Raw genomic sequence first — 20,429 nt, forward strand, 5'->3', positions numbered from 1 at the left:
GTTATGACCACCTGCGCAGCCTTCAAATAGCGCAGCAGGTGGTCATAGCCGGGCCTCAGGTCCCTACAGTGTTTTTGCACACACCACATCGTAAAGGAGACCGACTATGACCGAGACTATTATTGCACGAGATGCGCCTGTTTTGGTGGCCGTCGACATCGCCAAGGCCCGGCATGAAGTGTTGATCGCAGTTCCAAACAAGAAACGCCGACGTCGCTTAATAATTTTGAACAGCCTTGCTGACTTCAACCGTCTCATCACGGCTTTGAAGGAATACGGCCGTCCAGTACGTGTGGCCTTCGAAGCGACCGGCAATTATCACCGCGCCCTGGCGTTTCATTTGGCAGCTGCAGGCTTTGAGGTGAAGCTGGTGTCCTCAGTGGCTTTGGCGCGGACGCGCGAAGCCCTCAACAACAGCTGGGACAAGAACGACCCAAAAGACGCGCAGGTCATTTTGCATATGATGGAGATTGGGAATGAGCAATTCTACCACGACCCTCTCGTGTGCGGAACAAACGACATCCAGGAACTCTCAAAGACCCACGATATCGTTTCTAAGTCCAAGACTGAACCTTGGCACCGTGTGCTGACGCATTATCTGCCGCTGTACTTCCCTGAGGCCGACCGCTTTCACCGCAGCTCGCGCAGCGATTGGTTCTTTGCATTCCTTGAACGCTATCCATCGCCACATTTTATTACGGCCATGGGTAAGGACGCGTTCACGGCTGACGCTTGGAAGGTCATTGGGCGCGAAATCGAGAAAGAGCGTTTGCTTGCAGATATTTACGAGACGGCCAAGACGTCAGTGGGATTGCCGGTTGTCCCAGACTCTGATGCGATCAGTATGTTCCGTCTGGTTCTTGGGGAAGGCCGTAGTCTCATTGCGCAACGCAATCAAATCGAAGGTCGCGCCGTCGCGCTTCTCAAAGATCTGCCTGACTATCAGTTGCTGACATCAATACCTGGGATCGGCCCGATCAACGCCCTGACCATCCTCGCAGAAGCTGGCGATTTACGCCGCTTTGGCCACCACCGGCAATTCTTGAAGTTCTGCGGCATGGACTTGGCAACGATCCAATCCGGTACATTCCGTGGCCAAACTAAGTTGTCAAAATACGGGAATGCCCGCTTGCGGCGCACCTTATGGATGGCGGGTCAGGTTGCCATTCTGCAGCGTACCAACAGCTTTCGTGACAAATTCGAACGCTACATCGCCAAAGACCGGCAAAACACCCATTTGCGCCGCAAGGCGTACACCGCAATCGCCGCCAAGATGGCCCGCACCGTTCACGGGATCATCAAGCGCGGTGAACCATATCGCCCCTTCTTTGAGGGGTGATCGACAGCAGAAGGACCTTTCTCTGATAGGGCCGTAGAGGCGACCATTCGACCTCGTAGATAATGTTCAGGCCTTCTGCTCAACGACCGAAGATCTCGTCTTAAGGACGGTGAGAGCCGCAAAAGCGTACTCTGTGTTTGTTATGGGAGAGACACGTTGTTGACCAAAACGCCGAACTGACACACATTCAACCATGCTGGAACGCTTCAGCATGAACATGACCTGATGCCAAATCAGCCAATCATTCCGCGCATAGGACGTTGTCGCTGACTATGCATCCGGGTTTGCCGTAGATCCGCACCAGCGCATCCAGCTCACGCGCAACACGCGCGCCGGAGATGCTGGTGTCAGCAATCAGGCACAGGTTTTCGCGGCTGCAATCGTCTATCACTGCCAGGATGCGGAATTTCCGATATGCCCCGAAGCTGTCAGCCAGGAAGTCCAGAGACCAGCGCGCATTGGGATACGCAGCCTACGGCATCGGGGAGCGCGTTCCATGGGCCCGCTTGCGGCCGCGCCGCCGCTTCACTGACAGCCCTTCTTCCCGGTAGAGCCGATACAGTTTCTTGTGGTTCATTCTCATGCCCTTGCGCTCAAGCAACACGCCAATCCGGCGGTAGCCGAACCGGCGCCGCTTTCCGGCGATCTCCTGCATCTCCTTGCGGATCTCGGGGCAGTCCGGCGGGCGTTCGCGCCGGACTGTCTTTGGGTCGACACCGATAAGCCGGCAGGCCCGGCGCTGCGAGATACCGTGATCACGCATCGCCTTGAGCGCTGCCTCTCGCCGCTTGGTCAGCGTCGTCAGTTCTTTCCCAGAAGATCCTTCAGAACCACGTTCTCCATTGTGCTCGGACCAATGGCGCATCAATGGCTCACTCCAGCATCGTATCGGCCAGCAACCGCTTCAGCTTGGCGTTCTCGTCCTCCAGCGCCTTTAGCCGCGGGGCCTCCGACACCTCCATGCCGCCGTATTTGGACTTCAGCTTGTAGAATGTTGCCGGGCTGAGCCCGTGCCTGCGGCACACCTCCGCCGTTGGCATGCCTGCCTCTTGCTCCTTGATCATCCCGATGATCTGCGCCTCGGTAAAACGGCTCTTCCGCATTCGTCTGCTCCTTAAGGGTTGGGCAGACTCTACATCATGGTGAGGGATTTCGCGGGGGGCAGGTCAGTTTTCCTAAACATAGCGGAGGACTACTTCAGTGGGGGATGATCAATAACGCTTATTGGTGTAGAGAAACCTTGAAAGACAAAGTGGTACGCACCTGCATCCTTGGCCGGAAGCAGCGCAAGAAACCTGTGCAATACTACAAGCGCCACAGCCGGATCGAGATCATGTTCGGTATATTCAGGGATTGGAGACGGGATGCCACTCGTTGCGGCAGATGCCCCAAGGTCTTTCTCTCTGTCATCGCTCTCGCCACAATCGTCATCTATTGGCTATTAGACCTGACCCTAGCCAAGGATATCGCCGGGGCGGGTTAACCGTTGTCCTGATCTTTGAACTTTGTTGCGTTCGCAAATATTCTGATGGTTGGTTTGACAAGTGGCTTGTATGCATAGCGTAACAACCAACCGGGGAACGTGCTACCTCTCTCTTCATAGGCGACGCGGGCACGCGGGTGCTCCATGAACCGGAGTCCCGAAGGACGATAGCCAGGGTTTTGCACATGAAATGCAATTCTATTGATGTACTTGATATTTTTATATCCATAGTGGTCTGGTGCTACCAGGCGAAGCGGAGCGCCATGCTCCCGGGTTAAAGGTTTATCATTCAACCAATCTGCCAAAATGACGTTATCTTGCAAAAGATCGCTTAGCGGCAGACTGGCCCTAGCTCCATCCCGTGCTTTGAGAATGACAAACGCCGCATTTTCATTCGGCTTCGCCATAGGGCGAATGAGCTGTTCAAAAACGTGTTTGAACAGGATGCCCTGCCATCGCAAACCAAGGCTGCTCCACGTTGTAACGCAATGGAAATCAGCAATAATTTCTGTTCGTTGCAAGCCCGTAAGCTCTTCGTCCAGCACCAACTCATTTTCGACATCCCCGGAGATGTGAAGGCGGGGAGTGCCCGTCTCAGAGGGAAAACGATCGGCAAACTGTATCAGTCCAAATCTTGGCATCTTGCCAATATCAAACTGCCCCTTGGGCAGAGCCGATGACATTTGCTGTGTCCTTTAATTCTTCGTATTGGAGGCAAGATTCCGGACCAGCAGGAAAAAAGGTGTTTCGCCAACCAAATACGCCTAATCAACTGTCTCTGTATCATACACTGTCTCCAGATGATCAACAAAATTTTGAAGACATTCCCTTAACTAGACTCAAGACCCATTGATTTGTGCCTAGTGGCGTGCTTCACGTTTTGAAACCCTAGCGATGGACATGACTGATCTTTTCTGGCTAACAGATACGCAGATGGCGCGTCTTGCGCCATTCCTCCCCAAGTCCCATAGCAAGCCGTGCGTGGACGATAGGCACGTGTTGAGTGGCATTATCTTCATCAATAGCAATGGCTTGAGGTGGCACGACGCCCCTGCTGGGTATGGGCCGCACAAGGCGCTGTACAACCGTTGGAAACGGTGGAGCGACAAGGGTATCTTCGCGCGAATGATGACTGGGCTGGCTGCCGAAGACGGCGAGAAGGCAACCGTGATGATTGACGCGACCTATCTGAAGGCCCAGCGGACAGCGACCTGCATGGGTGTCAAAAAGGGGGCGTGGGCGCCTAATCGGGCAAACCAAAGGCGCGTGAACACCAAGTTGTATGCCATCCGCGATAACCAAGGGCGACCGGTTGACCTATTCATGACCGCTGGACAAGTCAGAGGTTATATCGGGGCACGGGCATTGCTAGAGGGCCTTCCAAAGGTCGGATGACTGCTCGGGGGCCGTGGTTATGGCGCAGATTGGTTCAGAGAAGCGCTGAAAGACAGAGGGATACGCCCTGCATCCCTGGGCGAAACCAACGCAATACGACATCCAAATACGACAAGCGCCACTAGAAACGGCGCAACCGCATAGAGATCATGTTCGGCAGGCTGAAAGACTGGAGGCGTGTGGCGCCACGTTAAGACAGATGCTCAACGGTCTTCCTGTTAGCAATTGCTCTCGCCACCACCATCGTCATAGTCAAGTTTCGAAACTGAATGTGTCCAGAGCCTAGGCGCAGGGGGAAACGGCAGGCAACGCCGCGCAGCTTGGTGTACAGGGCGAGCGGAGTCTCGCTATTCCTGTGATCAGGCTTTGCCTAAACGCTGTGTCTGGGCTGCAACGCCGAGCATGGAAATGAGCCTGCCCCAGTGAACTGGTCCGCCGCTATGTTTAGGAAACGGAGGACCACGCATGGCAAACAAGCGACCGAAGCCGGAAGAGATAGTTTCGAAGTTACGGCAAGTTGAGGTGTTGATGGGGCAAGGCATGTCCCGTCTGGATGCAATCAGACAGATCGGTGTTGTTGAACAAACCTATTACCGCTGGCGTAAGAAGTATGGCGGAATGGGTGTGGATCAATTGAAGGAGCTGAAGCGGCTTCAAAAGGAAAATGAACGGCTCAGAAGAGCTGTGTCTGATCTTACGTTGGACAAATTAATCCTGAAGGAAGCCGCAAAGGGAAATTACTAAGCCCCGCTCGCCGTCGTGCATGTATTGATCACGTTCGAAGCCAGTTCAAAGTATCGCAACGCAGGGCCTGTCGGGTTCTCGGGCAGCATCGCTCCACACAAAGGCATATCCCGAAAGGCCGCGCCGATGAGGATCGTTTGGTTGCTGACATGATCGAATTGGCCAGACAGTTTGGCCGCTACGGCTATCGGCGGATCGCGGCTCTGCTCAGAGAGGCGGGTTGGTCCGTGAGCGATGGTCGTGTCGAACGGCTATGGCGACGAGAGGGGCTAAAGGTTCCAGCAAAACAACCGAAGAAGGGGCGGCTCTGGCTGAATGACGGATCATGTGTTCGGCTGAGGCCCGAGTATCGGAACCATGTCTGGAGCTATGACTTCGTGCATTGCCGGACAGATGATGGAAAAGTCTTCAGGACGCTGAACATCATTGATGAGCACAGCCGGGAATGTTTGGCGATTAAGGTGCAGCGCAAATTGAACTCGACAGATGTGATCAATGTTCTGACAGACCTGTTCATCCTGCGCGGCGCTCCGGCATTCATCCGGTCGGATAATGGCCCTGAGTTCGTTGCACAGGCTGTTCGGGACTGGATCACCGCCGTCGGCGCGAAGACCGCCTACATCGAGCCAGGGTCACCCTGGGAAAACGGATATTGCGAAAGCTTCAACGGGCGGATGCGGGATGAACTTCTCAACGGCGAGGTATTCTACAGCCTGCGCGAAGCGCAAATCCTGATCGAAGAGTGGAGGAAACACTACAACACAAAAAGGCCCCACAGTGCATTGGGCTACAAACCACCAGCTCCTGAAACCATCATTCCGATGGATCAGAGGCCGATCATGCACTAACAATCAAAATGGACCACTCAGATGAGGCTGCTCAGAAAAATCCACCGTATTTAGCAAGCCGTCCCTTCACTCCAGGCCTTTTGGCTGGTCGACGAACATCAAGCACGACTTACAGTCTATCGTTCAGCCACTGGGGTGTCTTGAAGACTTCGCTTTGGGCCCTTTCAATCCTGATGTTGATGACCTACCTGTTCACTCATCACCACATCGAAACACTTGAAAAGCACCTGCTCGACCGCTAGATTGACGGGCTGTAAAGATACATGGCGAAGACAGCGAAGCTCATAACTGTCATCTATTGATCTGCAGACCTAGAGAAATCGTCGATCATCATGAAAACTGAACAATCCGCCTCAAGTGATGCCGTAGTGCCTAAAAGAGTCGTTATGCTAGCATATGAGGGCGCAAGTTCGATGGACATAATTGGACCGTTGGATCTATTGGCCGGAGTGCAGATTGCACTTAAGAGTCCCGATAAACTTTACGAAGTTGAGCTGGTCTCACCTTATGGCGGGCTAATAAATACAAAGCCCGGAAATATTGAGATGAATACAACGGCCGTAGCTGATTTAATTGACGGTCATATTGACATTCTGTTAATCGCAGGTGGCGAGACAGCATTCGAGATCGCCAAGGATCCTGACATATGTTCGTTGATTGAAAGTCTGGCCTTGCGATCAACCTATTTGGCTAGCATCTGCACCGGTGCTTTTCTACTAGCACAAGCTGGGCTTCTTAAAAACCGTCGAGCTACTACACATTGGGCTTGGTCCAAGAAGCTTTCAGACGACTTTCCCGACACTTTAGTTGATGCGGAAAAAATATACGTAAAGGATGGAAATATTTTTACGTCTGCAGGTATTACTTCGGGGATGGATCTTGCCTTAGCGCTAATTCAGTCTGATTTTGGTGCCGAGACTGCATTAACCGTCGCTCAATACTGGGTGATGGTTCTAAAGAGATCAGGTGGGCAATCTCAATTTAGCTCCCTCTTGCCTGCCCCCCAAGAGATTAGTACACCGATTGACCGTGTTATTACGTGGGCACAAAAAAACTTGACTTCAGATCTCTCAGTCGACGAAATGGCAAAGCACATCGCCATGAGTCCTAGAAATTTCTCGAGAAGGTTTACGAAAGAGGTGGGATTGACGCCTGCAAAATATGTTGAAACTCTTCGTTTTGAGCTACTCCCCAATCATTGGACAGTTTCCGGCGTAGATTAAGCTACTCTTTGCTCCTGCTGATCGGTTTGGTTTTCTTCTTTTCTCAGCCAATAGACCACGGCTGGTGGTTTGCCGCCAAGGGCGGAATGAGGACGCTTTCGGTTGTAGAACTCGATCCATTTTCCGACACCCGCTTTGGCTTCCGATCCGGCCTCCCAGGCGTGCAGGTAGACGCATTCGTATTTCAGGCTCCGCCAGAGCCGCTCGACAAAGATGTTGTCCAGGAACCGGCCCTTGCCATCCATCGAGATACGCACTCCGGATCGGCGTAGCCGGTCGGTCCAGGCAAACGAGGTGAACTGGCTGCCCTGATCTGTATTCATGATTTCCGGTGGGCCAAACTTGGCGATGGCCTCGTTCAGCGCCTCGACGCAGAAGTCGGCTTCCAGCGTGTTCGAGATGCGCCAGGCCAGCACCTTTCGGGTGTGCCAATCCATGATGGCGACCAGATACAGAAAGCCTCTGCGCATCGGCAGATACGTGATGTCGGCACACCAGACCTGATTGGGGCGCTCCACCCGTAGGCCACGCAGCAGATAGGGATAGGTCTTGTGCCCTTTCGCTGCCTTGCTGGTGTTTGGTTTCTGATAGATCGGCATCAAGCCCATCAGCCGCATCAAGCGTCGGATGCGCTTCTCGTTCACCAGATGACCTTCGTTTCGCAGATGCCAAGTCATTTGCCGGACACCAAAGAACGGTGCTTCCAGAAACTGCTCGTCGATCTGCCGCATCAACATCAGGTTCATCGCCGTCTCGCCCTTGGCGGTGTAGTAAAACGATGACCGCGAGATCGACAACAGCTTGCACTGTTTACCAATTGAAAGGTTGGTATTGCCAGGCTCGACCATCTTGCGCCTCACTTGCCGATCCACGGCTTGAGCTTTCGTGACAAAAAATCGTTGGCCACGGCCAGCTCCCCGATCTTCGCGTGCAGTTCTTTGACCTGCTCCTCGTCGATCTCTGGGGGCTTCTTTCCGCCACGCTCGAACACGCCGGACGCGCCTTCCAGAAGCGCCCGTTTCCAGCTGTGGATCATCGTCGGGTGAACGCCAAACTGGCTCGCCAGCTCAGCAACAGTCCGCTCGCCCTTCAAAGCCTCAAGTGCAACTTTGGCCTTGAAATCGGGCGAATGGTTCTTCCGTTTCGACATCTTTGATCTCCTCTTCGTCGAAGATCAGCAGACAACAAATCGTAGCTTACGTCAGTGTCCGAAATTCAGGGGGTAGCTCATTTATACAAAGCCAAAAGTCACTTGGAGCTGTCTGGAAAGTCATTAGATGAAATTGCAAGAGTTACTGGTTTTGCGAATGCAGACAGTTTGCGCCGTAGCTTTCTTCGCACTTTCAAGGTTTCACCAAAATATTACAGACAGCGAAATGGCTAGAACCTGTATTTCTTAGTCGACCCAAGCGGTCCATTTCTTCACTTCTTTGACGATCGCATTAAGCTCCAGCCTGATTGATTTTCGCAGCCAGAAGATGACGGTTGCGACGAGGGCGACGGCCTTGAGGAAGACCACCGGACATCTGTCGTCGCGTGTCGCAACCCGGCGCCAGTCCTTCAGCCTGCCGAACATGATTTCGATGCCGTTGCGGCTTTTGTAGCGGCGCTTGTCGTATTTGACGGGCTTTCCGCGCGACTTGCGGCCCGGGATGCATGGCCTGATCCCCTTGTCTTTCAGGGCGTCGCAGAACCAGTCCGCGTCATATCCGCGATCTACCAGAAGCCATTCGGCCCGATCGGCCGACAGCGCCCCCCCCTTCTTGCCGCGCATGCTTGACGCCGTGCGGTGGGCTTTGAGATAGGTCGCGTCGATCATGATGGTCTTCTGATCTGCCGCCTCAGCGGCCAGTCCTTCGAAGATCCTGGCGAACACGCCAATCTCGCTCCAGCGCTTCCAGCGATTGTAGAGCGTCTTCGGTGGGCCGTATTCATTCGGCGCATCGCACCATCGTAACCCATTGCGATTGGATAAGACTATCCCGCTAAGAACGCGCCGGACATCGACACGCGGCTTGCCATGGCTCCTCGGAAAGTAAGGTTGAAGCCGCGCCATCTGCTCGTCGCTTAGTCAGAAAAGATTGCTCATGATGCCCCCATTTTTGCAGGCACGTGAATCACGCAACCAAATCAGCCGCAAGCTGATTAATGGGTCCTGAGCTTAAGGCAGTGAGCCTGCCCCAGTGAACTGGTCCGCCGCTATGTTTAGGAAACGGAGGACCACGCATGGCAAACAAGCGACCGAAGCCGGAAGAGATAGTTTCGAAGTTACGGCAAGTTGAGGTGTTGATGGGGCAAGGCATGTCCCGTCTGGATGCAATCAGACAGATCGGTGTTGTTGAACAAACCTATTACCGCTGGCGTAAGAAGTATGGCGGAATGGGTGTGGATCAATTGAAGGAGCTGAAGCGGCTTCAAAAGGAAAATGAACGGCTCAGAAGAGCTGTGTCTGATCTTACGTTGGACAAATTAATCCTGAAGGAAGCCGCAAAGGGAAATTACTAAGCCCCGCTCGCCGTCGTGCATGTATTGATCACGTTCGAAGCCAGTTCAAAGTATCGCAACGCAGGGCCTGTCGGGTTCTCGGGCAGCATCGCTCCACACAAAGGCATATCCCGAAAGGCCGCGCCGATGAGGATCGTTTGGTTGCTGACATGATCGAATTGGCCAGACAGTTTGGCCGCTACGGCTATCGGCGGATCGCGGCTCTGCTCAGAGAGGCGGGTTGGTCCGTGAGCGATGGTCGTGTCGAACGGCTATGGCGACGAGAGGGGCTGAAGGTTCCAGCAAAACAACCGAAGAAGGGGCGGCTCTGGCTGAATGACGGATCATGTGTTCGGCTGAGGCCCGAGTATCGGAACCATGTCTGGAGCTATGACTTCGTGCATTGCCGGACAGATGATGGAAAAGTCTTCAGGACGCTGAACATCATTGATGAGCACAGCCGGGAATGTTTGGCGATTAAGGTGCAGCGCAAATTGAACTCGACAGATGTGATCAATGTTCTGACAGACCTGTTCATCCTGCGCGGCGCTCCGGCATTCATCCGGTCGGATAATGGCCCTGAGTTCGTTGCACAGGCTGTTCGGGACTGGATCACCGCCGTCGGCGCGAAGACCGCCTACATCGAGCCAGGGTCACCCTGGGAAAACGGATATTGCGAAAGCTTCAACGGGCGGATGCGGGATGAACTTCTCAACGGCGAGGTATTCTACAGCCTGCGCGAAGCGCAAATCCTGATCGAAGAGTGGAGGAAACACTACAACACAAGGCCCCACAGTGCATTGGGCTACAAACCACCAGCTCCTGAAACCATCATTCCGATGGATCAGAGGCCGATCATGCACTAACAATCAAAATGGACCACTCAGATGAGGCTGCTCACTTCAATTGATCCACACCCATTCCGCCATACTTCTTACGCCAGCGGTAATAGGTTTGTTCAACAACACCGATCTGTCTGATTGCATCCAGACGGGACATGCCTTGCCCCATCAACACCTCAACTTGCCGTAACTTCGAAACTATCTCTTCCGGCTTCGGTCGCTTGTTTGCCATGCGTGGTCCTCCGTTTCCTAAACATAGCGGCGGACCAGTTCACTGGGGGAGGCTCATGACGACGAACCAGAAATACTCCTTTGCGCAAACCACCAAATAATTCCGGTAGGCGCTGACGTCACACACCCCGCCTTGCTAGCTTCTCACCCAGAACTAACATTGCGGGTGTCACAACCAATGTCAGAATAGTCGAAATCATCAATCCGCCAGCAATCGCCGAAGACAACTCTGTCCACAACTGCGCTGAAGGTGCGCCATAGACGATCTCACGAGTAAAAAAGTTTAGGTTGACGCCGATTACCATTGGCATCAGACCAAGTGAAGTCGTTACAGAGGTCAAAATCACGGGGCGCAGGCGTTGCGCGCCTGTCCGAAGCGCCGCTTCTAGTGGCGATTGCCCCGTCCTCTTGAGATCATTGTAGGTGTCGATCAAAACGATGTTGTTGTTCACTACAATACCAGCCAAGGCGATTACTCCGATGCCCCCCATAACGATGCCGAACGGGCGACCAGTTACGATCAGGCCCAGCAGCACACCAGCGATGGAAAAGACGATTGCCGACATGACAACCAAGGCTTGGTAGAAGTTGTTGAACTGCAGAACCAAGATCACGAACATTAGGAAGATGGCCGTTGCAAATGCCCCGACCAGAAAGAGCATACTTTCGGCCTGATCCTCTGCCTCACCCGCAAAGTTGAACGCTACACCATGGGGTAGTTCGGCAGCGTTCAACGCAGCAGTAAGTGCAATGACTTGATCGTTAACCAAGATACCTGGTGCGACATTTGCCTCAATCGTGGCTACACGTTGCTCATCAATACGGCGGATCACCCCAGTGCGGTCTGATGGAGCGAACGTCACAAAATTCGAGATCGGGACCAGACCAGCCGTCGTAGGCACACGGAGGCTGCCAAGCTCTGCCAATGTGCGTTCTTCACGAGGAAACCGCACACGGATATCCAAACTGCCATCTACGTCATCAGGGCGATAGTTGGCCACGGTGATACCCTGGGTCAATAGCTGGACGGCTTGCCCTAATAGGCTTACGTCGGCACCGAATCTGGCGGCTTGTGCACGGTTCACCAAGATTGAAACCTCAACACCCGGTACAGGGCGGGTATCGGTTACATCAGTAAAACCACCTAGACTTTCCATGATCTCGCGCACTTGCCGCACCGCTTCATTCTGAACATCAGGATTGCGGGCTGTGATTTGCAGGTTCACAGGTTTACCCGCGGTCGGGCCGCCACTTTCGGTTTGCACCTGCACATCAATGCCAGCGATGTCGGACACGCTTTCACGAATATCGACGCCAATTTCGGCGGCGGTGCGTCGTGTGTCCCATGGCATTAGTTCCAACTGCAACGTGCCAATTGTTTCTTCGTCTCCTTGGCCTGCGGACATGATGGAGCGTGCGTAAATGCTGGCAATCTCGTCATAAGGCAGAATGCGCTCTTCTACGGCCCGCACTAGCGCGTCACGTTGAAAGATTGAGAAGTTGTCACGTGCGCGGATCTGGATCTGCATGAAGTCAGGTTCGATGGACGGGAAGAAGCTGACGCCTTTGCCGAATTGTCCGTAAGCACTGAACCCGCCAAGCAGTAAAGCCACGGCCAACAAAAGCGTCGCAGAAGGACGTATGATCGCCCACTCAAGCACTCGCAAGTAACTACCTGAGAAGCCGCGCATGTCGCGCGGATCACCGATTTCAGCGGCATGCAGAGACGCTTTGGCTTTAGCCGATTGTGGAGGACGTTTGCCGATCAGCCCCCCCATGACGGGGATGAAAATCAACGCCATGAACAAGGATGCTGATAGCGTCAGGATCACTGTGATCGGTAGGTACTTCATGAATTCACCCACCATGCCGGTCCAGAATAGGAGTGGGAAAAACACGGATAGAGTAGTCGCAGTTGATGCAATGATCGGCCAAGCCATGCGTTTGGCGGCCACCGCGTATGCCTGCCTTGCTGGCAAGCCCTCTTGTAGCTTTCGGTCGGCCATTTCGGTGGTCACAATGGCTCCATCGACCAGCATTCCGACAACCAAGATCAATGCAAACAGAACGATTATATTCATGGACAAATCCATCGCCCAAAGCGAGACAATACCCGCCAAGAACGCACCAGGGATGGATAGGCCAACCAGAATGGCAGACCGTGTTCCCAGTGCTAGGACGATGACGATCATCACGAGGATCACCGCAGCGATCACGTTGGCTTCAAGGTCAGACAGCATGTCTTTCACCTGAACGGATTGATCCTGCAAATAGGTGACCTCAACACTGTCGGGCCAATCCAAGCTCAGTTCCGCTACCAGAGCTTTCACTTCATCGACAGTACTAATGATGTTGGCACCAGATCGTTTGGTGATCTCCAAAGCTAATGCAGGCTGGCCATTGATGCGGGCAAAGGATGTTGGGTCCTCAAATGTGCGACGGATGGTGGCTACATCGCCGAAGGTTACCACAGCATCCCCGCGAACCTTGACGGGCATAGACATCACGTCCTCTAGGTCTTCGATCAGGCCAGGAACTTTAAGGACGATACGACCGACGCCCGTCTCAATTGCACCCGCTGCAATCAGTTGGTTGTTGCGTTGAAGCTGGCCGATCAGTTCATCGAACGCCAGATTGTAAGTTTCGAACACGGTGGGATCGATTAGGACCTCAAGAAACTCGAACCGTTGACCGCCTATGTCCACTTCCAACACACCGCCCAAGCCTTCGATCTCTTCTTGCATCTGGTTTGCAATATCGTTCAGCGTCCGCTCTGGCACAGGGCCAGACAAGATTGCTGTGATGATCGGAAACAGAGCCGTGTTAATTTCAGTGATGGTGATGTCACGGGCGCCTTCTGGCAGCTCACCCTGCACGCGGTCCGCTGCATCACGCACCTTATCAAGTGCCTCTTGGTTGTCGCCGCCTGGTGCGAACTCAAGCTGGATGGATGCAAAACCTTCGGTTGCTTCAGACTTCATCGATATCAGCCCAGCGATTGACCCAAACTCAGCTTCCATTGGCTCCAACAACAGACGTTCGGCATCGGACGGGCTGATCCCATCCAATCCTGATGAGACGTAAAACAAGGGCAGTGGAATCTCGGGGTTAGCTTCCTTAGGAATAGCAGAATAGGCATAGGCACCTACAGATAGGATCAATAGCAGCGCCATGACCACAACGCGGGACCTTGAGAAGGCGAAATCAACGATAGCGTTCATCAGTTTGTTGTCCCACCCATAGGTGCGACAGTCTCGTTCTCATTTACGAAGCCTTGGCCGACCGTGATGACATTGACGCTTTCGGGCAGGCCCGTTACCCAAATGCCATCGATCTGCGCTTTGACAACTTGGACATGAAAAAACTCAACCACATTGTCTGCGTTAACGGTTTTGATGCCCAAGGCACCCTCCGCGTTCAATGACACTATGGAAGGAGACAGGAAGTGAGCAGTGACTTCGCCTGTGGGGATAATTACCTCAGCAGAGATACCAGCAGGGATCGCGCCATCTTCATTTTCGACTTCGATCTCAGCAAGGAATGTTCTGGTTTCTGATGCTGCGGATGTGCCAACAAATGTAACAACGCCTGCGCGTTCTTCACCAGTTATGAAGCGAACCCTAGCAGGCTGATCGACCTTTAGTTGGGTTAAGGATTGCTGCGGTACCTGAATGGCAACCGTCAATGGCGTGATGTCTACAAGGTGACCAACCTCGGTCCCCGCAGACACAAACTCGCCCTCATCGACGTTCAATGTCTCGATACGACCGTCGAACGCTGCCGTTATCGTGAGTGACTTTGCGGCTTGATCAACCGCGGTCACTTGGCTTTGCACTGCAACTAATGCAGCCCGTGCATCCGCTACACGATCAGCAGTTGCTACACCACGTTGCAACAGTCTCTTAGCATTTTCCAACTCGCGCTGTGCCAATGCGAATTCTTGCGCCACCCGGTTCGCGTCTGCGTTGTTGTTTGTTGCATCAAAGCGGGCAATGACATCCCCCGCTTTTACATCCTGCCCCTTGCTCACTAACACCTTAGCAATATCGCCAGAGGTTTCGGCCCGCATTAACGTATCGCGATCGGGTAGGGCTTGACCTTCGGCCTGGTAGAACTGAGTGACCGTTTCAGCCAATGATCTGGTGACCGCCACAGCCACAGGCTTCGGGCTTTCGCGACCGATGACAGGATCGGGGAGGTCTGCTGGAATGATAAATCCGCTTCCCATCCATCCAACGATAGCAATAACCAACGCCGCAGCAAACCAGGTGGATCCTGACGATCCCTTGTCCGACGAAAAAGTCAAGCGATGCGGCGCGTCGGCATGCTTAGCAGAAAGATCCATACTAGATAGTGAATTTTCGGTGGGTTTACCCTCCGTCGTCACCAACATGGGGGCATCCTTTGCCACACCGTCTTTCGATAATTCCTTTGGGGGTGTCGTGTCGGTCGTATTGGGCATCTGATTGATCTTTCGGGGCTTTGGGCTACCGGTCAGTGGTTAGTCCGTTCAAAGAGTTGAGTTTTTCAATACTGTCCGTCTTCAGAGGTTTTGCCCCTCAGAGCGGTCTGACCCAAAAGTGTGGTGTCTCATCCATTGGTTTGATTATGCGAGGGATTTGCGGCGAAGCAAGCATCATGTTGTGATGGTCACTCGTTTGATCCGTTCGCTGCCTGGCGTCAGCGCAGGCGAATCCAAGTTATTCAATTAGATAAGAGAATGTTCTTGACACCTCGTAACACTGAGGATTGGTCTGTTAGAGAGACAACGAAGAACTCTGGTGATAGAAAGACAACGAAGAACTCTGGCGAGGAGATCGTCAAATTCATGACCTGCTGACCAAAAACTGGACCACCCGATGGGGGCACGCCAAAATACCGTTCTGCATGGGGAGCAACGCTCGTTTTGTGATCCTAGGCACAGCATCATTGCTGCCGTGTGGTATTTTATGTGGTATATTTAAGCTAAAAGGAAAATTTTCTATTCTATTTTAGACTTTTAAGTGGAATATTTTGCGGACACCTCCTCCGCCATTTGCCCAATACTTCCCAAACAAATGTTGCTTTGCGTCGTTGCTGGCGCGTGCCAATGCACCCATTGGCTGGCTGTGTGGTTGGGAAAGTCCCATGCTTGGCCGCCAAGCAACGTGTTTGCACCTCATCATCATAACTGCCGGTGATGGAGCAGTCAGGCTGTTCAGCCGCGATTCTTTGGCGGCGGACGGTTGCCTTTGGCAGCGCATTACAAATCTGTTGTGGAAGGCGTGGGAACTTGTTGTTTGTACGCGGTGTGGCTGTGGTGCGGAATTGGTTAGGTATTTAGTGTAATATTTACAGTAGCTTAAAGATCTTATGTGGTGTTGCGGTGAATCTAACAACTTTTTAAACTTGTAAATATTTGTAATTTGAGTATCCCTTAAGATCAGATTTCAAGGGAGGAAATCATGAACAACTTTTTGAAGGGCGCTCTGGCGGCGTCATTGGCGACTGTGAGCTTTACCACCGCGGCTTTGGCGGGGGATTGGCGTGGTTGGAACATCCATGTTGAGGATTATCCGGTGTCTCACGGGATGGAGGCCTTTGTGGCCGAAGTCGCGGCGAAAACCGACGGCGCGCTGGGCGGTAAGGTGTTCCACGGTGGCGTGCTGGGCTCGCAGCCTGATGCGATTGAACAGGTGCGCCTGGGCGCAATTGACTTTGGTGTGTTCAGCCTCGGCCCGATGGGGCAGGTGGTGCCGGAGGCCAATGTTGTCTCGCTGCCGTTCATCTCTAAATCGGTGCCGGACATGTATCGCCTGATGGATGGTGAGGCGGGTGCTGCGTTGAGTGCTGGGCTGGAAGCCAAAGGCATCAAGGTGCTGGGCTTTTATGATGCGGGTGCGCGCAGCTTTTATAATGCGCATAAACCCATCAACACGCCGGCCGATGTTGAAGGCATGAAAGTGCGCGTGATGAACAATGACCTGTTCGTCGGCATGATCGAAAGCATGGGCGGCAACGCCACCCCGATGGCCTTTGCCGAAGTGTACCAGTCGCTGAAAACCGGTGTGGTTGATGGTGCGGAAAACAACCCGCCGTCTTATGAATCGACCAACCACTTTGAAGTGGCGCAGTATTATTCGCTGTCGCAGCACCTGATCATCCCCGAATGCCTCTGCATGAGCAAACGCACCTGGGACGCGCTGAGCCCGGAGCAGCAGGAGATCGTGGCCGAGGCTGGCAAGAACTCGACTGATCTGCAGCGTAAACTGTGGCAGGAGCGGGAGCTGGCCAGCATGCAGATCGTCAAAGACGGCGGTGTGATGGTGAATGAGATCGCCGACAAAGCCCCGTTCCAGGCCGCGATGGAGCCTGTCTATGCGCAGTTCCTGACCGCCAACCCCGATCTGGAAGGGCTGGTTGACCTGTTCAAGGCCAACTGATCCAGCACGGAAGCGCGCCCTGCCCAATAAGGGTGGGGCGCACCCCGGAGGAATATCATGACGACCAAGACGTCCCTCACCGCGCTGACGCGCGGTCTTACTGTCCTACAAGATTGTGTGGCCAAACTGTGTATTCTGTTGTGTTCGCTGGCCCTTATCACCCTTGTCGCCACATTCGGCTGGCTGGTTTTTGGCCGCTACGTTCTGAATGCCACCCCCACATGGGTTGAACAATTGGCGCTTCTCCTTGTGTGTTACATCGTCTTTCTTGGCGCTGCGGTCGGCGTGCGGGAACAGACCCATCTGGGTGTGACCCTGTTTCGCGATGCGTTGCCACCGGCGCTGCGGGGCGTGGTGGTGCTGGCCGGCGATATTGTGTTGATGGTCTTTGGCGCGGTGATGTGTCTGAGCAGCCTGGAGCTGTTTCAGTTCGGCTGGTCGACCTTGCTGCCAATGCTCAACATTCCTGAAAGTTTCCGCACCCTGTCGGCGGTGCTCTGTGGCGGGCTGATCTGCCTGTTCTGTGCCACCCGTATTCTCCTCGGCCTGCTGAATGCCTTCAGCCCGAATTCCCAAGACCAAAACGAACTGAAGAGGGCCTGACATGGGTTTGGCAATTTTGCTTGGCGTTTTCGCCGTAAGCGTGGTGGCGGGGATCCCCGTTGCCTTTGCGATGGGGCTCTCGGCGCTCAGTGCCTTCTGGTACGAAGGCTTCCCGATCCTGATCACCTTCCAGCGCACGATTTCGGGGATTTCCGTTTTCTCGCTGCTGGCCATCCCGTTCTTTATCTTCGCGGGTGAGCTGATGTTGCACGGCGGGATCGCGGCGCGGCTGGTGCGCTTTGCTTCCGCGCTTGTGGGCCATATCCGCGGCGGGCTGGCCTCGGTCAATATCTTCTCCTCCATGCTGTTTGGTGGCATTTCCGGCTCTGCGATTGCGGACATCTCGGCCCTCGGCTCGCTCTTGGTGCCGGTGATGAAGGAACGTGGCTATCGCGCTGATTATGCGGTGAATGTCACGGTGACCTCATCCATTGCGGGCATCGTGATCCCGCCCAGTCACAACATGATCATCTTTGCGGTGGCTGCGGGTGGTGGCATCTCGATCTCCAAGCTGTTTTTGGCAGGGGTGCTGCCGGGGATCCTGATGTGCACGACCCTGGCCATCGCGGCCTATGTGATTGCGCGCAAACACCAATATCCGGCGGAACCCTTCCCCGGCTGGGGCATGGTGCTGCAATCTGCTGTTGCGGCAGTGCCCGGATTGATCACCGCGATCATCATCGTGGGTGGCGTGTTGTCGGGTGTCTTTACGGTTACGGAATCCGGTGCCTTTGGTGCGATCTATGCGCTGTTGCTGACGGCCTTTGCCTATCGCACACTCAGCTGGGAAAAGTTCGTGATCTCGGTCACCTCAGCCGTCAGAACCACCGCGATGGTCATGATCCTGATCGGCTTTGCCAGCAGCTTTGCCTATCTCCTGGCGCTCTATCAGGTACCGGACAAACTCAGCAGCCTGCTGATTGGCGTGTCGGAAAACAAGATTGTCATCCTGCTGATGATCAACGTGATCCTGCTGGCGCTGGGAATGATCATGGATATGGCGGCGCTGATCCTGATCTGTACGCCGATCTTCCTGCCGATTGCCAAATCCATCGGTATGGATCCCAACCAGTTCGGCATCATGCTGTTGGTCAACCTTGGCCTTGGCCTTTGCACGCCACCTGTGGGCACCTGCCTGTTCGTGGGCTGCGCCGTGGGCAAGATCAAAATTGAGGAGGCGCTGAAATCGATCTGGCCCTTCTATCTGGCCCTGCTTCTGGCGCTGATCCTGGTGACCTATGTGCCGGCGATTTCGCTCTGGCTGCCCTCACTGCTGGGCTGAGGCGACTTTCGCGGCGGCGCCTGACATCGGGTGCCGCCGACGACCCTGACGAATTGAGAACAGGCCATCGGGCCGGAAGGTGTGGTTCACATGAAAGACGATAGCGCGTCCCAGATGACACTCTGCCCGCAGCTGAAGGACACGTTGATGCAGGTCAGCTGTGCGACACTGACCACCGTGTTGTTCAAAATGGGTCTTAAAAACGTGTTTCTGCTGGGCCCGCAGCGCTTGCGTCCGGGGCCGAACATGGTCGGCTTTGCCTATACGCTGCGCTACATCCCGGCGCGCGAAGACCTGGACCGGATCGAAGCCTTCGAAGATCAAACCAACCCGCAGCGCAAAGGGGTTGAGGAATGTCCCGAAGGCGCGGTTTTTGTTATCGATGCCCGCGGGGACGCGCGCGCCGCCTCGGCCGGCGCCATTCTGGCGACACGTCTGCAAAAACGCGGCTGCGCGGGTCTGGTGACAGATGGCGGGTTTCGCGACACACCTGAAATCGCCGCGCTGGAGATGCCAAGCTATCACAGCCGCCCCAGCGCCCCCACCAACCTCACCCATCACCATGCGGTTGCGATCAATGACCCGATCGCCTGTGGCGAAGTGTCTGTATTTCCGGCAGATATTCTAGTAGGAGATGGGGAAGGGGTGGTTTGCATCCCACGTCATTTGGCCGAAGAAGTGGCCAGTGCCGCCTATGACATGACAGTATTTGAAGACTTCGTCATGGAGTGTGTGCAGTATGGGGCCTCGACTTTTGGGCTCTATCCGCCGACAGATGCGGCGGTGAAAAAGAGGTTTGAAACGTGGCGACAGCGCAAAAACCGGTAGCAAGCGGGCAGGGGGCGGCATCGAAGGAGCCGAACCTCTCAGATCGTGTCTATGAAACGGTGCTCTCCAAAATCATGGATGGGGAGTTTCCGGTAGGCAGCAAGCTGCCAACCGAACATGCGCTTTGCGAACAGTTTGGGGTGTCCCGGCCGGTTCTGCGCCAGGCCCTGAAGCAGCTGCGTGAGGATGACGTGATTGTCTCACGTCAGGGCTCGGGCTCCTTTGTGCGGCGTCGGCCGGAAACCGGGGTGCTGGATTTCGCCCCTGTTGGATCCATTGCTGACATCCAGCGGACGTTTGAGTTCCGTTCTGCCATCGAGGGCGAGGCCGCCTATCTGGCCGCAACCCGCCGCAGTGAGGCCCAGCTGGCGAAAATGAAGGCAATCCTGGCCGAACTGGATGACATTGTCGCCAAGGGCGATCTGGGTGTCGACAGCGATGAGGCCTTCCATGCGGTGATCTGCGAAGCCTCTGACAACCCGTATTTTTCCACCGCGCGCATGTCGATGAAGGCCAATATCATCACCGGTCTGAACCTGACGCGGAACCTGTCATTGACCAAACCGCAGGAGCGGATGCAGCTGGTGCAGGCGGAACATTACGCGATCTATGACGCTATGGAACGAATGGACGCCGATGGCGCCAGACGCGCCATGCGCCTACACATCGACAATGCCCGGCGCCGGGTGTTTGAGGGCGGCTGAC

Annotated in this window: 14 protein-coding genes and 5 pseudogenes; 12 read left to right on the top strand and 7 right to left on the bottom strand. The window is 54.4% G+C overall.

Annotated features, from left to right (window positions below):
• The first annotated feature begins 106 nt into the window (after positions 1-106).
• A pseudogene (locus ACORLH_RS04360) lies at positions 107-1,365 on the top strand (IS110 family transposase).
• 233 nt (positions 1,366-1,598) lie between these two features.
• On the opposite strand, the pseudogene ACORLH_RS04365 reads toward ACORLH_RS04360, so the two are convergent.
• Positions 1,599-2,442 (bottom strand): annotated as a pseudogene (locus ACORLH_RS04365) (transposase); the annotation flags it as partial.
• A gap of 113 nt (positions 2,443-2,555) precedes the next feature.
• Here ACORLH_RS04365 and ACORLH_RS04370 point away from each other — a divergent pair.
• Positions 2,556-2,822, top strand: a pseudogene (locus ACORLH_RS04370) (hypothetical protein); the annotation flags it as partial.
• Here ACORLH_RS04370 and ACORLH_RS04375 read toward each other — a convergent pair.
• On the bottom strand, positions 2,819-3,505 hold the full coding sequence (locus tag ACORLH_RS04375) for a molybdopterin-dependent oxidoreductase (protein WP_321831382.1): 687 nt from the start codon (positions 3,503-3,505) through the stop codon (positions 2,819-2,821). The pseudogene ACORLH_RS04370 and the gene ACORLH_RS04375 overlap by 4 nt on opposite strands.
• Positions 3,506-3,722: 217 nt before the next feature.
• On the opposite strand from ACORLH_RS04375, the gene ACORLH_RS04380 reads away from it, so the two are divergent.
• The 3 genes from ACORLH_RS04380 (at position 3,723) to ACORLH_RS04390 (ending at position 7,032) form a co-directional block, all read left to right on the top strand.
• Positions 3,723-4,217: an IS5 family transposase gene (locus tag ACORLH_RS04380; protein WP_420719799.1), complete on the top strand. Its 495-nt coding sequence runs from the start codon at positions 3,723-3,725 to the stop codon at positions 4,215-4,217.
• Between the two features lie 465 nt (positions 4,218-4,682).
• Positions 4,683-5,809 (top strand): IS3 family transposase gene (locus ACORLH_RS04385; protein ID WP_321831375.1). Its coding sequence is split into 2 segments (ribosomal slippage): positions 4,683-4,947 and positions 4,947-5,809, totalling 1,128 coding nucleotides; the frame shifts between segments, so codons are not numbered across the junction.
• A 332-nt stretch (positions 5,810-6,141) separates the two neighbouring features.
• On the top strand, positions 6,142-7,032 hold the full coding sequence (locus ACORLH_RS04390; RefSeq protein ID WP_321831383.1) for a GlxA family transcriptional regulator: 891 nt from the start codon (positions 6,142-6,144) through the stop codon (positions 7,030-7,032).
• Here the strand turns inward: ACORLH_RS04390 and ACORLH_RS04395 are convergent.
• Positions 7,029-8,182, bottom strand: a protein-coding gene (locus tag ACORLH_RS04395) for an IS3 family transposase (RefSeq protein WP_321829195.1) whose coding sequence is annotated in 2 segments (ribosomal slippage) — positions 7,029-7,907 and positions 7,910-8,182 — 1,152 coding nt in all. Because the reading frame shifts where the segments join, the coding sequence is not laid out codon by codon here. The genes ACORLH_RS04390 and ACORLH_RS04395 overlap by 4 nt on opposite strands.
• A gap of 54 nt (positions 8,183-8,236) precedes the next feature.
• Here ACORLH_RS04395 and ACORLH_RS04400 point away from each other — a divergent pair.
• On the top strand, positions 8,237-8,416 hold the full coding sequence (locus ACORLH_RS04400; protein WP_420719800.1) for a helix-turn-helix domain-containing protein: 180 nt from the start codon (positions 8,237-8,239) through the stop codon (positions 8,414-8,416).
• A gap of 84 nt (positions 8,417-8,500) precedes the next feature.
• Here the strand turns inward: ACORLH_RS04400 and ACORLH_RS04405 are convergent.
• Positions 8,501-9,121 (bottom strand): annotated as a pseudogene (locus tag ACORLH_RS04405) (transposase); the annotation flags it as partial.
• Between the two features lie 137 nt (positions 9,122-9,258).
• Between ACORLH_RS04405 and ACORLH_RS04410 the strand changes: the two are divergent.
• Positions 9,259-10,382 (top strand): IS3 family transposase gene (locus ACORLH_RS04410; RefSeq protein WP_321831288.1). Its coding sequence is split into 2 segments (ribosomal slippage): positions 9,259-9,523 and positions 9,523-10,382, totalling 1,125 coding nucleotides; the frame shifts between segments, so codons are not numbered across the junction.
• A 34-nt stretch (positions 10,383-10,416) separates the two neighbouring features.
• On the opposite strand, the pseudogene ACORLH_RS04415 reads toward ACORLH_RS04410, so the two are convergent.
• From ACORLH_RS04415 to ACORLH_RS04425, 3 genes and pseudogenes are all read right to left on the bottom strand, one after another.
• Positions 10,417-10,590: pseudogene (locus tag ACORLH_RS04415) on the bottom strand (transposase); the annotation flags it as partial.
• 118 nt (positions 10,591-10,708) lie between these two features.
• Entirely contained in the window at positions 10,709-13,810 is a 3,102-nt protein-coding gene (locus ACORLH_RS04420; RefSeq protein WP_321831384.1) for an efflux RND transporter permease subunit, read from the bottom strand.
• Positions 13,810-15,051, bottom strand: a complete 1,242-nt coding sequence (locus tag ACORLH_RS04425; protein ID WP_321831385.1) for an efflux RND transporter periplasmic adaptor subunit — start codon at positions 15,049-15,051, stop codon at positions 13,810-13,812. The genes ACORLH_RS04420 and ACORLH_RS04425 overlap by 1 nt, the downstream gene beginning before the upstream one ends.
• Before the next feature lie 982 nt (positions 15,052-16,033).
• Here ACORLH_RS04425 and ACORLH_RS04430 point away from each other — a divergent pair.
• The 5 genes from ACORLH_RS04430 to ACORLH_RS04450 all read left to right on the top strand — a co-directional run bounded on the left by ACORLH_RS04430 (position 16,034) and on the right by ACORLH_RS04450 (position 20,428).
• Complete coding sequence (locus tag ACORLH_RS04430) at positions 16,034-17,011, top strand: TRAP transporter substrate-binding protein (protein ID WP_321831386.1); 978 nt, start codon at positions 16,034-16,036, stop codon at positions 17,009-17,011.
• Positions 17,012-17,068: 57 nt separating this feature from the next.
• Positions 17,069-17,614, top strand: coding sequence for a TRAP transporter small permease (locus tag ACORLH_RS04435; RefSeq protein WP_321831387.1), 546 nt, complete (start codon positions 17,069-17,071; stop codon positions 17,612-17,614).
• A gap of 1 nt (position 17,615) precedes the next feature.
• Entirely contained in the window at positions 17,616-18,896 is a 1,281-nt protein-coding gene (locus ACORLH_RS04440; RefSeq protein ID WP_321831388.1) for a TRAP transporter large permease, read from the top strand.
• 90 nt (positions 18,897-18,986) lie between these two features.
• Entirely contained in the window at positions 18,987-19,724 is a 738-nt protein-coding gene (locus tag ACORLH_RS04445) for a ribonuclease activity regulator RraA (protein WP_321831389.1), read from the top strand.
• The gene (locus ACORLH_RS04450) at positions 19,700-20,428 is read left to right on the top strand and encodes a FadR/GntR family transcriptional regulator (RefSeq protein WP_321831390.1); all 729 of its coding nucleotides are present in this window, start codon (positions 19,700-19,702) and stop codon (positions 20,426-20,428) included. The genes ACORLH_RS04445 and ACORLH_RS04450 overlap by 25 nt, the downstream gene beginning before the upstream one ends.
• Position 20,429 lies beyond the last annotated feature (1 nt).

The sequence above is a fragment of the Thalassovita sp. genome, assembly GCF_963691685.1.
Taxonomy (GTDB): domain Bacteria; phylum Pseudomonadota; class Alphaproteobacteria; order Rhodobacterales; family Rhodobacteraceae; genus Thalassobius.

Bases quoted from the DNA above. Each gene is read 5' to 3' on its own strand.
- ACORLH_RS04425 (WP_321831385.1), bottom strand. From the start codon at position 15,051: ATGCCCAATACGACCGACACGACACCCCCAAAGGAATTATCGAAAGAC.
- ACORLH_RS04430 (WP_321831386.1), top strand. From the start codon at position 16,034: ATGAACAACTTTTTGAAGGGCGCTCTGGCGGCGTCATTGGCGACTGTG.
- ACORLH_RS04380 (WP_420719799.1), top strand. From the start codon at position 3,723: ATGACTGATCTTTTCTGGCTAACAGATACGCAGATGGCGCGTCTTGCG.
- ACORLH_RS04390 (WP_321831383.1), top strand. From the start codon at position 6,142: ATGAAAACTGAACAATCCGCCTCAAGTGATGCCGTAGTGCCTAAAAGA.
- ACORLH_RS04445 (WP_321831389.1), top strand. From the start codon at position 18,987: ATGAAAGACGATAGCGCGTCCCAGATGACACTCTGCCCGCAGCTGAAG.
- ACORLH_RS04440 (WP_321831388.1), top strand. From the start codon at position 17,616: ATGGGTTTGGCAATTTTGCTTGGCGTTTTCGCCGTAAGCGTGGTGGCG.
- ACORLH_RS04420 (WP_321831384.1), bottom strand. From the start codon at position 13,810: ATGAACGCTATCGTTGATTTCGCCTTCTCAAGGTCCCGCGTTGTGGTC.
- ACORLH_RS04375 (WP_321831382.1), bottom strand. From the start codon at position 3,505: ATGTCATCGGCTCTGCCCAAGGGGCAGTTTGATATTGGCAAGATGCCA.
- ACORLH_RS04435 (WP_321831387.1), top strand. From the start codon at position 17,069: ATGACGACCAAGACGTCCCTCACCGCGCTGACGCGCGGTCTTACTGTC.